Annotated in this window: 11 protein-coding genes, 1 tRNA gene and 1 pseudogene; 3 read left to right on the forward strand and 10 right to left on the reverse strand. The window is 61.9% G+C overall.

Annotated features, from left to right (window positions below):
• Window positions 1-13: 13 nt before the first annotated feature.
• The 8 genes and pseudogenes from KO539_RS06145 to ybiB all read right to left on the reverse strand — a co-directional run.
• Window positions 14-166, reverse strand: a pseudogene (locus tag KO539_RS06145) (tyrosine-type recombinase/integrase); the annotation flags it as partial.
• Window positions 167-444: 278 nt separating this feature from the next.
• Window positions 445-523 (reverse strand) — tRNA-Ile (locus KO539_RS06150).
• A 109-nt stretch (window positions 524-632) separates the two neighbouring features.
• Window positions 633-2,873 carry an RNA polymerase sigma factor RpoD gene (gene rpoD, locus KO539_RS06155; RefSeq protein WP_034779848.1) on the reverse strand — a complete coding sequence of 747 codons (2,241 nt, stop codon included), beginning with the start codon at window positions 2,871-2,873 and terminating at the stop codon, window positions 633-635.
• Between the two features lie 464 nt (window positions 2,874-3,337).
• Complete coding sequence (gene dnaG, locus KO539_RS06160; RefSeq protein ID WP_035821898.1) at window positions 3,338-5,134, reverse strand: DNA primase; 1,797 nt, start codon at window positions 5,132-5,134, stop codon at window positions 3,338-3,340.
• A 129-nt stretch (window positions 5,135-5,263) separates the two neighbouring features.
• A complete protein-coding gene (locus tag KO539_RS06165; protein ID WP_058049818.1) occupies window positions 5,264-5,716 on the reverse strand; it encodes a GatB/YqeY domain-containing protein in 453 nt (150 codons plus the stop codon).
• A 195-nt stretch (window positions 5,717-5,911) separates the two neighbouring features.
• Complete coding sequence (gene rpsU, locus KO539_RS06170; RefSeq protein WP_008451879.1) at window positions 5,912-6,124, reverse strand: 30S ribosomal protein S21; 213 nt, start codon at window positions 6,122-6,124, stop codon at window positions 5,912-5,914.
• Window positions 6,125-6,293: 169 nt separating this feature from the next.
• A complete protein-coding gene (locus tag KO539_RS06175; protein WP_219307876.1) occupies window positions 6,294-7,508 on the reverse strand; it encodes an NAD(P)/FAD-dependent oxidoreductase in 1,215 nt (404 codons plus the stop codon).
• Window positions 7,509-7,564: 56 nt separating this feature from the next.
• Entirely contained in the window at window positions 7,565-8,557 is a 993-nt protein-coding gene (gene ybiB, locus KO539_RS06180; RefSeq protein WP_219307877.1) for a DNA-binding protein YbiB, read from the reverse strand.
• Window positions 8,558-8,714: 157 nt separating this feature from the next.
• Here ybiB and KO539_RS06185 point away from each other — a divergent pair, with 157 nt between their 5' ends.
• Both KO539_RS06185 and KO539_RS06190 read left to right on the forward strand, forming a co-directional pair.
• Window positions 8,715-9,392 (forward strand): hypothetical protein, encoded by a 678-nt coding sequence (locus tag KO539_RS06185; RefSeq protein WP_219307878.1) that lies wholly within the window; start codon window positions 8,715-8,717, stop codon window positions 9,390-9,392.
• A 144-nt stretch (window positions 9,393-9,536) separates the two neighbouring features.
• Window positions 9,537-10,598 carry a 3-deoxy-7-phosphoheptulonate synthase gene (locus KO539_RS06190; protein WP_219307879.1) on the forward strand — a complete coding sequence of 354 codons (1,062 nt, stop codon included), beginning with the start codon at window positions 9,537-9,539 and terminating at the stop codon, window positions 10,596-10,598.
• 115 nt (window positions 10,599-10,713) lie between these two features.
• Here the strand turns inward: KO539_RS06190 and KO539_RS06195 are convergent, their stop codons facing one another.
• Window positions 10,714-11,121 carry a nitrite reductase (NAD(P)H) small subunit gene (locus tag KO539_RS06195; protein ID WP_219307880.1) on the reverse strand — a complete coding sequence of 136 codons (408 nt, stop codon included), beginning with the start codon at window positions 11,119-11,121 and terminating at the stop codon, window positions 10,714-10,716.
• A 209-nt stretch (window positions 11,122-11,330) separates the two neighbouring features.
• Here KO539_RS06195 and tsaD point away from each other — a divergent pair, with 209 nt between their 5' ends.
• The gene (gene tsaD, locus KO539_RS06200; RefSeq protein WP_096237719.1) at window positions 11,331-12,371 is read left to right on the forward strand and encodes a tRNA (adenosine(37)-N6)-threonylcarbamoyltransferase complex transferase subunit TsaD; all 1,041 of its coding nucleotides are present in this window, start codon (window positions 11,331-11,333) and stop codon (window positions 12,369-12,371) included.
• Here the strand turns inward: tsaD and eutC are convergent, their stop codons facing one another.
• Window positions 12,372-13,145 (reverse strand): ethanolamine ammonia-lyase subunit EutC, encoded by a 774-nt coding sequence (gene eutC / locus KO539_RS06205; RefSeq protein WP_219307881.1) that lies wholly within the window; start codon window positions 13,143-13,145, stop codon window positions 12,372-12,374. It abuts the gene before it with no gap.
• Window positions 13,146-13,149: the final 4 nt, after the last annotated feature.

Consider the following 13,149-nt stretch of genomic DNA (forward strand, 5'->3'; position numbering starts at 1 on the left):
TAATAAAAATATTTCATTTTACAAAATTAGGTAATCTTTCGGCGTACACAGCCAAATGAGAAGCAGAGAAGTGTGCATATCGACGTACCATCTGTGTACTTTCCCAACCGCCAAGCTCTTGCAAAACGTTCAGCGGTGTCCCATTTTGCACATGCCAACTGGCCCAAGCGCGAGTGGCAGGGTCAGGTCCGCCACTCAAACACAAACCCAACCATAGTCGCATTGAACAACGATAATGACCTGTAGCGTACGTAATTGCAAATACAAGATCGAACGGCAGGCAAAGTACGCAGCACTTCCTATGCACACCATACCGATATAAAGATGATATTAGTGAAGAATCCAGCTAGCCCATCGAAACGACAAAACCTTGCGGTGACTGTCACGCGCATAAAAAAAGCCCCAGCAGTCACCCGCCGGGGCTAATTCTCTACTGCTAAATTCTGGTGGGCCTCCCGTGAGTCGAACACGGCACCAACGGATTATGAGTCCGCTGCTCTAACCAAGCATGAGCTAGAGGCCCGGGGGACTGCGGCCTGGCGGCGCTGTTGATGCCCGCCTCGCGCGGCCGTTTTGGAAACGGACACGCGAGGATAGGGGTATCAGGGGCGCACGTCAAGCCCTATTGGCTTCTAGTTGCCTTCCAAGAAGCTTTTCAGCTTGTCGGAGCGCGATGGGTGGCGCAGCTTGCGCAGCGCCTTGGCTTCGATCTGGCGGATGCGCTCGCGCGTCACGTCAAATTGCTTACCCACTTCTTCCAAAGTGTGGTCGGTGGACATCTCGATGCCGAAACGCATGCGCAGCACTTTCGCTTCGCGTGGCGTCAGGGAATCGAGCACGTCCTTGACCACGCCGCGCATGGACGCGTGCAGGGCTGCGTCGGCCGGCGCCAGGGTGTTGTTGTCCTCGATGAAGTCGCCCAGGTGGGAGTCGTCGTCGTCGCCGATCGGCGTTTCCATCGAGATCGGTTCCTTGGCGATTTTCATGATCTTGCGGATCTTGTCCTCGGGCATCTCCATCTTGATCGCCAGGGTGGCCGGATCGGGTTCCGCGCCTGTTTCCTGCAGGATCTGGCGGGAAATCCGGTTCATCTTGTTGATCGTCTCGATCATGTGCACGGGAATACGAATCGTGCGCGCCTGGTCGGCGATCGAGCGCGTGATGGCCTGGCGGATCCACCAGGTCGCATACGTCGAGAACTTGTAGCCGCGGCGGTACTCAAACTTGTCGACGGCCTTCATCAGGCCGATATTGCCTTCCTGGATCAGGTCGAGGAATTGCAGGCCGCGGTTCGTGTATTTCTTGGCGATCGAAATGACCAGGCGCAAGTTGGCCTCCGTCATTTCACGCTTGGCCTTGCGCGCCTTCATTTCACCGGCCGCCATCTGGCGGTTGATGTTGCGCAGGTCCGGCAGCGGCAAGACGACCCGCGCCTGCAGGTCGATCAGGCGCTGCTGCAGTTCCTTGACGGTCGGAATGTTGCGGCCCAGGATGGCGCTGTACGCGTGTCCTGCGTTGACTTCGCCATCGACCCAGTCGAGATTGGTTTCATTGCCCGGGAAGACCTTGATGAAGTGGGCGCGCGGCATGCCGCAGCGGTTCACGGCCACGTCGAGGATCTGCTTCTCGATATGGCGCACTTCGTCGACCTGGCCACGCAGGGTGTCGCACAGCTTTTCCACGACCTTGGCCGTGAAGCGGATGCCCAGCAACTCTTGCGAAATGGCTTCCTGCGCCTTGGCGTAGGGTTTCGAGTTGTAGCCTTCTTTCTCGAAGGCGCGGCGCATCTTGTCGAATTGCTGCGAAATGATGGCGAATTTTTCCAGCGCTGTGCGTTTCAGGGTTTCCAGCTGCTCGGCGGAGAAGCCGGCCGCGCCCGAAGCGCTCGCCTCTTCCTCTTCTTCGACTTCCTCTTCTTCCGCTTCGCCTTCTTCCTCGTCTTCCTCGACGGGGGCAGCCACGACAGGGGCGGCGGCGACCGGTTCGTTTTCATCGACGAGGCCGTCGACGATTTCGTCGATCTTGATCTCTTCGTTGGCGATGCGGTCGGCGGCGGCGATGATCTCGGCGATCGTCACGGGACAGGCGGAAATGGCCTGGATCATGTCTTTCAAGCCATCTTCGATGCGCTTGGCAATCTCGATCTCGCCTTCGCGCGTCAGCAGCTCGACCGAGCCCATTTCGCGCATGTACATGCGCACGGGGTCGGTGGTGCGGCCGAAGTCGGAGTCGACGGTCGACAATGCGGCCTCGGCCGCCGCTTCCGCCTCGTCGTCGCTGGTGACAACGGCAACGTTATCAGACAACAACAACGTTTCCGCATCGGGTGCGTGCTCGTAGACGGCGATGCCCATGTCATTGAAGGTACCGATGATGCCTTCGATGGCTTCCGGATCGACGATGTTTTCGGGCAAGTGATCGTTGATTTCCGCGTAGGTCAGGAAACCGCGTTCCTTGCCGAACTTGATCAGGGTCTTGAGTTTCTGGCGCCGGCGCTCGAGTTCTTCCTCGCTCGCTTCCGTGTCGGACGAGAACGCGTCCTTCAGCAGCGCGCGCTCCTTCGCCTTGCGGTCCTTGGCCTTGGCCTTGTCGACGGCCTTCAGTTCGGCCCGCTCGACGGCGTTCAGGGCGGCGACTTCATCATTTTCTGGCTGGAATTCTTTTGGCTTGCGGCCGCGGCGGCCTGGCACTTTTACCGACGGCAAGACATAACCGGACGTATCGATCGCGGCCAGGGTGGCGGCGTCGGTGGTCTGGCTGACCACGGGCGCGCTGGTGACGCGCGCTTCTGGCCGGTCGAGCGCCTTTTCGGCTTTCGTGGTAACTTTAGTGGGCTTTACAGCCGCTTTGGATTCGGGTTTCTTGATTGGCACAGGCGCTTTCGATTACACAACGACTTGCTTTACGGTGGATTAGGATAAAGTTTGCTGCCAGTTCCCTGTCTACCTGCGGGAACCACCATCTTCGAACCTGCCGACTACGCAAATTCGACACTGTTACGTTACTTACACCTCATCGGCCACGATCCGCGGGAAGCGCAGCAATTCCTGTCCACCGGCTGTTGCCAGCCGCCTCGGCAAAAATTCCTGCATCGACCGCGTTGGGAGCGAGAGCCTGGCGCGGCTTGCCAGCGTCTGCGAGCCTTGCCCGCAACGCCGAAAGCGCCTGTTGGCCCTGGCTGCCGACACGATCCACCGCGCCGATCAAGAGCCTAACTTACTGAAAACAAATACTATTTACGAAACAGAACTAGCTTGCCAAAGCACACAATACTTAGCATTTAATTATAGCACGCGAAAAATGTTTTTCCAGTGCGCGCCATACCCTCAAGGCAAGGTTAGCGATTCACCAACTCGGCATCGCGCTCGCGTTCCAGCGTCCCCTGCTCCTGCATGATTTCGCGGTAGCGTACACCAATTTTCTCCGATGGCAAACCCGAGGCAAACAATTGCTGCAATTCCGCCTTCAAGGCATTCAATTTGATCTCGCGGATGGTGCTCACCAGCCACGACAATTCGCTGTCGTAATCGGATTCCGTGCCGGCCGCGATCTCGCCGATGATCTCGTCGTATTCGCTGCCCAGCTCCTTCAACTGCTGCGCCAGCGCGGCAAAACTGCCGTGCTCGCCCAAGGCCTGACCCACGGCCACCAGCTGGCCCAGGCTGTGCGCCGCGTCGGGCCCCAGGTGCTGGAATGCAGCAAGGGCGGCCTCGTCGATGCGCATCGTCAGCGGCGGATGCGCTACCAGCATGCGCATGATCTTCAATTCCAGACCGACAGGCACGGGGCGGCCCGATTTCGGCGGCGCGCGGCGCGCCACGGCAACGGGTTTCGCCAGCTCGAACAGGGCTTCGATCTCGGCCGGCGTGGACTGCGTCAGCTGCGCCAAACCGCGCACGATCTGCAGGCGCAAAGACGATGGCGCCATCAGTTGCAGCAGCGGCTTGGCATCGAACTGCACGCGGGCGCGCCCTTCCGGCTCCGACAGATCATGCTCGCCCGACACTTCTTTCAGCAAGAATTGCGACAGCGGCATGGCTTCATGCACTTGCTGTTCAAACCCCTCGGCGCCGAATTCGCGGATATAGCTGTCCGGATCGTGTTCCGACGGCAAGAACAGGAACTTGATGGTTTTATTGTCCGACACGTGGGCCAGGCTCGCTTCCAGCGCGCGGCGGGCGGCGCGGCGGCCGGCCTTGTCGCCATCGAAGCTGAAAATCACGTTATCCGTCTGGCGCAGCAGTTTTTGCACGTGGGTGGGCGTGCACGCCGTACCCAAGGTGGCTACTGCTTGCGGGAAACCCATTTGCGCCAAGGCAACCACATCCATATAACCCTCCGTCACCAGCACGTAGCCGGCGTCGCGGATGGCCTGGCGCGCCTCGAACAGCCCATATAGTTCGAAACCCTTGGAAAACAAGGGGGTTTCCGGCGAGTTCAGGTATTTCGGTTCACCATGGTCGAGCACGCGGCCGCCAAAGGCGATCACTTGTCCCTTGGTATTGCGGATCGGGAACATGATGCGCTCGCGGAAACGATCGTAGCGCTTGCGGTTGTTGCCCTCTTCATCGACCTTGTCGATCACGAGACCGGCCTCGGCCAGGGCCACCACGTCGTAATCGGGGAAAACGGAGCGCAGATTATCCCAGCCGCCTGGCGCGAAACCCATGCCGAAGCGAGCGGCCACTTCGCCCGTCAAGCCCCGGTTCTTCAGGTAGGCGATGGCTTCCGGCGCGTGGCGCAATTGCCCACGGTAATAATCGCACGCCTGCGTCATGGCGTCGGACAAGGCCATGCTTTGCGCCTGGATCTGTGCGCGCTGGGCCGGCGGAATCTTGTCATCCGCTTCCGGCACGACCATGCCCACGTTCTGCGCCAGGTCCTTGACGGCGTCGACAAAGCCCATGCCCGAGTACTCGATCAGGAAGCCGATCGAGGTGCCATGCGCGCCACAGCCGAAGCAGTGATAGAACTGCTTGGTGGGGCTGACGGTAAAGCTGGGCGATTTTTCACTGTGGAACGGGCACAAGCCCATGAAATTGGCGCCACCTTTTTTCAGTTGCACATAGCGCCCCACGACATCGACGATATCGACGCGGTTGAGCAAATCGGAAATGAAGGATTGAGGTATCACTGGCTAGGGCGGGTCTTGTTATAGGTCAGACTATACTACCGCACGTGGCCTGAGGTTGAGCCAGGTCAACGTGTGGGCTGTTAACAGGCTGCCAGCGCGACGGCGGGCAGCCCTTGCTACTATTGTTGCTTACGCTGCCGGCGTCAAGGCTTTCTTGACCAGGGCGGATACCACCGTCATGTCGGCGCGGCCAGCCAGCTTCGGCTTGACGATGGCCATGACCTTGCCCATGTCTTGCGGACCGGCGGCGCCCGAGGCGGCCACGGCGGCAGCCACTTCGGCCGCCACTTCTTCGTCCGACAGACCGGCAGGCATATAGCCCGCCAGGTGCACCAGTTCGGCTTTTTCGATGTCAGCCAGGTCGGCGCGGCCGCCGGCTTCGAACTGGGTGATCGAATCCTTGCGCTGCTTGATCATCTTTTCCACGATGGCCGTCACGTGGGCATCCGTCAATTCGATGCGCTCGTCGACTTCCTTGCGCTTGATTTCCGCCAGCAACAGGCGAATCGTGCCCAGCTTGCCCGCTTCCTTGGCGCGCATGGCGTTTTTCATGTCTTCGGTAATTTGTTCTTTCAAGCTCATGGCAATCCTCGTGTTGGTAAGTAGGGTTCGATACTCGTGCAGGCACTCCAAGCAGGCGGCCACAAAAGCGAAAACCCGCTGCGGCGAACCGGAGCGGGTATGCGACTCATCTGAAGTATCACTCCAGGCGAATCAAAACAAAACCCGTGGCGAACAATGCGCCGAACTACCCGGGTTGGTTCTGACTGAACAGTCTTAGAATAATTTTTTCGGCAGTTGTTGGCTGCGGATGCGTTTGTAATGACGCTTTACAGCAGCTGCCAGCTTGCGCTTGCGCTCAGCTGTTGGCTTTTCGTAGAATTCGCGTGCGCGCAATTCGGTCAGCAGACCCGTTTTTTCGATGGTGCGTTTGAAGCGACGCATTGCGACTTCGAACGGCTCGTTTTCTTTAAGGCGAATAGTGGTCATGTAAAATTCAAACCGTTGAGGTGGTGTATAGGAAGAGATAGATAGTAGCAGCTTTTATTCGGAAAGGGAAGCCCCTCCCCCACTTGCGTGCGGCATGCAGCCTGCGGTCGCTGCCGGAATGTGGCGTAAACCACGCACCGGGCGCCAGAACCCCATCTTACAGAGTAGCTTACTGCAAGGCAATACCTGCCGCCACACCCGAGGCCCAGGCCCACTGGAAGTTGTAGCCGCCCAGCCAGCCTGTCACGTCGACCGATTCGCCGATGAAGTACAGGCCCGGCACCTTATTGGCCATCATGGTCTGCTGCGACAGCTCGCGCGTATCGATGCCGCCGCGCGTCACTTCCGCCTTGCGGTAGCCTTCGGACCCGTTCGGCACGATGGACCAGGCATTGATGGCCTGGCCCAGCTTGCGCAGCTGCGCGTCGGGCATGTCGGCGATGCGCGCGTCCGGCGCCAGACCGTTGACAGCCAGCAGGCAGTCCGCCAGGCGCTGTGGCAGCCATTGCGCGACGATATTGCCCAGTTGCTTCTTCAGGGTGCCCTTGCCTTCGATCAAGGTTTGCGCCACGTCCACTTCCGGCAGCAGGTTGATGACGATGGGTTCGCCCGGCAGCCAGTAGCTGGAAATCTGCAAAATCGCCGGACCCGACAGGCCGCGATGCGTGAACAGCAAATCTTCGCGGAAACGCGCGCCCGTTGCCTTGCGGCCTTTCAGGCTGCCCGTCTCCACATCCACTTCCAGGGCGATGCCGGACAGTTCCGCGAACGGCGCCCAGCTGGCCGAATCGAACGTCAGCGGCACCAGGGCCGGACGCGGTTCGACCATCGCCAGATCGAATTGCTTGGCCATGCGGTAGGCAAAATCCGTGGCGCCGATCTTCGGGATCGACAGGCCGCCCGTGGCGATGACGATGCTGGCCGTCTCGATGTCGCCGCTATCGGTCTGCAGCACGAAGCCGCCGTCATCTTGCTGGACAACATTGTCGATCTTGCACGGCATGCGCCAATGCACGCCGCCAGAGGCGCACTCGTCCTTGAGCATGTCGATGATCAGCTCGGCCGATTCATTGCAAAACAGCTGGCCCTTGTGCTTCTCGTGGTAGCCGATCCGGTATTTTTTCACCAGCGCGAGGAAATCCTGCGGCGTGTAGCGCGACAGCGCGCTCTTGCAGAAATGCGGGTTTTCCGAGAGGAAATTTTGCGGGGTGGCGTTAATATTGGTGAAATTACACCGCCCACCACCGGAGATGCGGATCTTTTCGGCCAGCTTGGCCGCGTGATCGATCAACACCACGCGCTTGCCTTGCTGGGCGGCAACAGCCGCACACATCATGCCGGCCGCGCCCGCGCCGATCACTGCCACATCAAATTGTTTTGCCATAAGAATTCCGGTCACCGCTGATTACAAAGACACCATTGTAAACTGCGGCGACGCGGCTAGCGCGGCCGTGCTGCAATCTGTCGTGACGCCATCAGGCATTGCTCCACCTGTTCGGCAATCGATGGCGGCACTGGCACCTCGCCGCGCAGCACGGCCGCGATCCAGGCCGCCGTGGTGGCCGCATCGCGCTCGGCGGGCAAATGCGGCAGCTCTTCCACCAGTAACTGCTTTTCCACCAGCACCGTGCGTTCCACGCCATGGAACCAGTCGATCTGCTGCGCCTTGTTGGCGTTGGCCACCGTCTCGCCCTCCGTGCCGCGCATCAGGAAGGCGTCGCCGCGCGCGGGATCCGCGGCGGTCAGGAAATATTCACCGAGCATTTCCAGGTATTCCGGGTGCGTGTACGACACCAGGCGCAGGGCCGGGCCGGCGAACGGCTGCATGATTTTCACCAGGGTATGCGTGGAATTGCGCACGCCCAGCACGCGCCGCAGCGACAGCATGTACGCCAGGCGCGGCGCCAAGGCCTCGATGGGCAGGAAGGCCGCTTGCCCGCCCGCCATGGCGGCCTCGGCTTGCGCATGGTCGAGCGAGGCCGGCACGCCCAGCGCGGCCAGCACCTCGGCCGTGGTGATGCGGCCCGGATCGCTGGTGACGCCATGCACGAGCACGGGCGCACCCGCGCGCGCCAGCAGCAGCGCCAGCAAGGCCGTCAAATTCGCCATCTTGCGCGCGCCGTTGTAGCTGGGAATGATGATCGGGGCGAATTCGCCGGCCGGTGCGGCCAGCGGGTCGAACGACGCTTCGGCCGCATCGAGGAAGCCGGCGATCTCGTCGACCGATTCGCCCTTGATGCGCATCGATAACAAAATGCCACCCAGTTCCAGGTCCGACACGCGGCCCTCGAGCATGGCGCGGTACAGAGCATGGGCGTCTTCACGCGTCATGCTGCGCGCGCCGTTCTTGCCGCGTCCTATTTCTTTAATGAAACGTGCTGCGGGGAATGGCTCTCCGGCCACATCGGTATGGGGTATGGAAACAGTCGTCATGGCGCCAGCTTACACGGATTTTTTCCCTTGCAGAGGGGCTGGAGGGTGCCATAGGCGCCGATGCAACAGTCTTTCCAGCTATTTTTTACGAATTTGCTGCGCGCCTGCATCCAGACGCGCCGCCGCTGCGTATAAGACTGCACAGGGGGGACTCATCATGGAACACGCGATCAAACGGGAAACTGCCTTCGTCGGCATCGAAACGAGCAAGCTGCTGCTGAAAGCCGTGCTGCTCACGGGCAACGAAGTGCTGTGCAAGGTGCTGGAAAACGACGTGGCCGGCTACCGCTGGCTGCGCAGCTGGCTGCAAAGGAACGACGTGCCCGTCATGGGCTTGCGCGTCTGCATGCGCCTCGATATGCCGCACAGCGAGGCGCCCGCCCGCATGCTTGCCGAAATGGGCATGCTGGTGTGCGACGCCCAGCCCGCGCAGCTGGACGACTATCTGCGCTGCCAGGGCTTGCCCGATGACGCGGCGCACAGCGCCGTGGTGCTGGCCAACTACTGCGCGCACCGGCGCCCCGCGCGCTGGACGCCGCCCTCGCCCGCCTATGTGGAACTGCGGCTATGGCTGCGCCGCCTGCACGCCATCGTAGGCGTGCGCCAGCAGGAATCGGCGCGCCTCGATGCGCATCTGCAGGCCGGCCAGCATGCGCTGCACGCCCTGTTGCGCCAGCAGATCGCCTGCCTGGACGCGCAGATACGCCAGCACGAAAGCGCCATCCTCGAACATGTGCGGCGCCATCCAGGCCTGCCCCGGCCGCCCGAGCTGGCCGGCAACTACCAGCGCATCGCCCGCTACAGCGTTGGCGCCAGCCTGGCCGGCGGCCATTGAGCGCACAGGGGGCCGGCCGCGTGCCGGCCCTGCCATAAAAACAACTGATGCGTTCCCGTTTTCGCCCCATCCCCGCCGCCAGGCCGCATTTCCGCTACACTATTGCCTCTTAAAGAACGCAATAGCGAAAGCCGAGCCAGAATCATGAATACGCCAGACATCGAAAATATCAACGTCACCTCCTTCGCACCCATGCCGACACCGGCCGAACTGCACGCCAGGCTGCCCCTGTCGGAGAGCGCCTTCGACACCGTCAGCCGCGGCCGCGAAGCGCTACGCAACATCATTGACCGCAAGGACCAGCGCCTGTTCGTCGTCGTCGGTCCGTGCTCGATCCACGACCCCGTCGCCGGCCTCGATTACGCGCGCCGTCTGAAAGCGCTGCAAGAGGAAGTCAAGGATACGATGCTGCTGGTGATGCGCGTGTATTTCGAAAAACCGCGTACCACCACGGGCTGGAAAGGTTATATCAACGACCCGTACATGGACGACTCGTTCAAGGTCAACGAAGGCATGGAAAAGGCGCGCCAGTTCCTGCTCGACGTGTGCGAACTGGGCCTGCCCACGGCCACCGAAGCGCTGGACCCGATCTCGCCGCAATACCTGGGCGACCTGATCGCCTGGACCGCCATCGGCGCGCGCACGACGGAATCGCAGACGCACCGCGAAATGTCGTCCGGGCTGTCGACCCCTGTCGGCTTCAAGAACGGCACCGATGGCGACATCAGCATTGCGGTGAACGCGATCCTGTCGTCGGCGCACCCTCACTCCTTCCTGGGCATTAACGGCGAAGGCAACGTCGCCATCGTACGCACGCGCGGCAACGCGTATGGCCACGTCGTGCTGCGCGGCGGCGATGGCCGTCCGAACTACGATTCGGTCTCGATCGCCATCGCCGAACAGGCGCTGGCCAAGGCCAAGCTGCCGGCCAACCTGGTGGTCGACTGCTCGCACGCGAACAGCTATAAAAAGCCGGAACTGCAACCGCTGGTGATGGCCGACGTGGTCAACCAGATCCGCCAGGGCAACCGCTCGCTGGTGGGCGTGATGATCGAATCGAACATCGTCGGCGGCAACCAGAAAATCCCGCAAGACCTGTCGCAACTGACCTACGGCTGCTCCGTCACCGACGGCTGCATCGACTGGGACACGACGGCCACCATGCTGCGCGATGCGCATGCGCATTTGCTCAATCGCCCGGCGTAAATACACGGCCAACAATGTTGTCGGATTACGGCCCTGTGGGCCTAATCCGACCTACCCGGCCGGTCGTAGGTCGGCTTAGCGCGCAGCGCGTAAGCCGACACCACCACGAGGCATATCACGCCATCTGCACATGCGGCAGCACGGCGAACGATCCCGCCAGCGCCTGTTCCGCCTTGCTGGCCGGGATATTGAGTTCATTGACGTCCAGGTAGATGCGCCCATCCAGGATGCGCACGGCGTACATACGCGCCATGCCCTGCACGGGCGCCACCAGGCGGCCCGAATCGAGCTCGATGATCCAGCTGTTCTTCGGCCCCATCAGGTTTTTCTCCATCAGCACCCCCTGCGCCAGCGGGCCGCCCAGACAAGGCACCGTGTCGAGCAGCGCGTACACCGTATCGTCCGCCGCGCGAAACAGCGCCACGCCGGGTAAATCCTGCCACGCCAGTCCCCGCTGCACCATGCGCGCGCCCGCCAGCGGCATGTCCTTCAGGCGGCAAATCATTTTCCATTGTTCCGACATTGCTAGCTCCTTGAAAAAAGCACACGCTTGCATAAGCAAGAGCGGTGCCAGTGCCGTCACAGGCGCAAAGCGGCCAGAATCCCGGGCAAAACCGGTCCGCGCCGCACTGCGCAAGTGCACACTGCCGCCGAAATGGTGCGCCGGCCGCACGGTGGACTGGCCGGCTTTCCTTTACAATGGCGGATTACTCCTCCCTATTTAGCACCTTCATGATAGTTCTTGGCGTCGAATCCTCCTGTGACGAAACCGGCCTGGCCTTGTACGACACGCAACGCGGCCTGCTGTCGCACGCCCTCTATTCGCAAGTCGCCATGCACGAGCAATATGGCGGCGTGGTGCCGGAACTGGCGTCGCGCGACCATATCCGCCGCGCCATCCCGCTGCTGGAAGAAACCCTGGCCAAGGCCGGCATCACCCTGCCCGAAATCGACGCCATCGCCTACACGCAGGGTCCCGGCCTGGCCGGCGCGCTGCTGGTCGGTTCCTCCGTTGCCTGCAGCCTGGGCCTGGCGATAAACAAGCCGGTGCTGGGCATCCACCACCTGGAAGGCCATCTGCTGTCGCCATTACTGGCGTCCGAGCCGCCGGAATTCCCCTTCATCGCCCTGCTGGTATCGGGTGGCCACACGCAGCTGATGCGCGTCGATGGCGTGGGCCAGTACACGATGCTGGGTGAAACGCTCGATGATGCGGCCGGCGAAGCGTTCGACAAGTCGGCCAAGCTGCTGGGACTCGGCTATCCGGGCGGCCCCGCCATTTCGCGCCTGGCCGAATTCGGCGACCCGCTGGCGTATAAACTGCCACGCCCGATGCTGCACTCGAAGGATTTCAACTTCAGCTTTTCTGGCCTGAAGACGGCCGTGCTGACCGTGGTGAAAAATCATGAAGAAAAAGTCATCGCGAACATCTGCGAACAGGACAAGGCGAACATCGCGCGCGGCTTCGTCGACGCCATCGTCGACGTGCTGACGGCCAAATGCGTGGCGGCCCTCAAGCACACGGGCTTGAAACGCCTGGTGATCGCCGGCGGCGTGGGCGCCAACGCGCAGCTGCGCGCTTCGCTCAACGCGGCGGCCGCCAAGAAACGTTTCAAGGTGTATTACCCGGAGCTGGAATTCTGTACCGACAACGGCGCCATGATCGCCTTCGCCGGCGCCATGCGCCTGCAGATCAACCCGCAGGCCGCCAAGTACGATTACTCGTTCAACGTGCGCCCGCGCTGGCCGCTGGACGAAATCCGCGAAGTCTGATCACTCCAGCAAGAAGTTGCGCGCGCCCGCCAGGGCCGCGCCCTCTCCCACCGTTTCATCCTTCAAGTCCACGCCCGACAGCTGCCGGCTGAACGCCTGCGACAGCAGGTAGTGCAGCCGGTACGCCGCCTGCGCATACGCCAGCCCCTCGGGACGCACATTCGAAATGCAGTTGCGGCGCTCGTCCAGCAGCCCCACCTTGGGCGCCCACGTCAGGTACAGGCCCAGGCTGTCCGGAGAACTCAAGCCCGGCCGCTCGCCGATCAGCACCAGCACGGCCTTCGCTTGCAGCATTTGCCCCACCTCGTCACCGATGGCCACCCGTCCCTGCGCCACGATGTGCAGCGGCGACAGCGTCCACGCTTCCCGCGCCAGCCGCTCGCGCAAGGCGGCCAGGAACGGCGCCGCGTGGCGCTGCACGGCCAGCGCCGACAGGCCATCGGCCGCCACCAGCGCCAGGTCGATTCCCTTGCTACCTCCGGCCAGCCGCTCCCGTGAAGCGTCGTCGAGGCGGCGCCCCAGGTCGGGCCGTTGCAGATACTCGGCGCGCGTGGCGGCCGCGCTGTGCAGCTGCACGCAGTCCTGCCCTTGCGCGGCCAAGTCGCGCGCCAGGGCCTCGCCGTCGAGCGCCAGATGCACGGCGTCGCGCGCCTGCGCGTGGGCCAGCTGGAACGCCAGTTGCGCCTTGGTCGGCACGCTCACGCCGCTCCGTCCCAACGCGATGCGCGCCGCCGTATGCGCGCGCAGCGCCTGCCAAAGATTGGTTTCGTCCATGCGT

Source organism: Janthinobacterium sp. NKUCC06_STL (assembly GCF_019345455.1).
Taxonomy (GTDB): domain Bacteria; phylum Pseudomonadota; class Gammaproteobacteria; order Burkholderiales; family Burkholderiaceae_D; genus Janthinobacterium; species Janthinobacterium rivuli.

Excerpts from the sequence above, each read along its gene's own strand:
- KO539_RS06195 (WP_219307880.1), bottom strand. The coding sequence starts at position 11,121 with ATGTCGGAACAATGGAAAATGATTTGCCGCCTGAAGGACATGCCGCTG.
- ybiB (WP_219307877.1), bottom strand. The coding sequence starts at position 8,557 with ATGACGACTGTTTCCATACCCCATACCGATGTGGCCGGAGAGCCATTC.
- rpsU (WP_008451879.1), bottom strand. The coding sequence starts at position 6,124 with ATGACCACTATTCGCCTTAAAGAAAACGAGCCGTTCGAAGTCGCAATG.
- tsaD (WP_096237719.1), top strand. The coding sequence starts at position 11,331 with ATGATAGTTCTTGGCGTCGAATCCTCCTGTGACGAAACCGGCCTGGCC.
- KO539_RS06165 (WP_058049818.1), bottom strand. The coding sequence starts at position 5,716 with ATGAGCTTGAAAGAACAAATTACCGAAGACATGAAAAACGCCATGCGC.
- KO539_RS06185 (WP_219307878.1), top strand. The coding sequence starts at position 8,715 with ATGGAACACGCGATCAAACGGGAAACTGCCTTCGTCGGCATCGAAACG.
- KO539_RS06190 (WP_219307879.1), top strand. The coding sequence starts at position 9,537 with ATGAATACGCCAGACATCGAAAATATCAACGTCACCTCCTTCGCACCC.
- eutC (WP_219307881.1), bottom strand. The coding sequence starts at position 13,145 with ATGGACGAAACCAATCTTTGGCAGGCGCTGCGCGCGCATACGGCGGCG.
- KO539_RS06175 (WP_219307876.1), bottom strand. The coding sequence starts at position 7,508 with ATGGCAAAACAATTTGATGTGGCAGTGATCGGCGCGGGCGCGGCCGGC.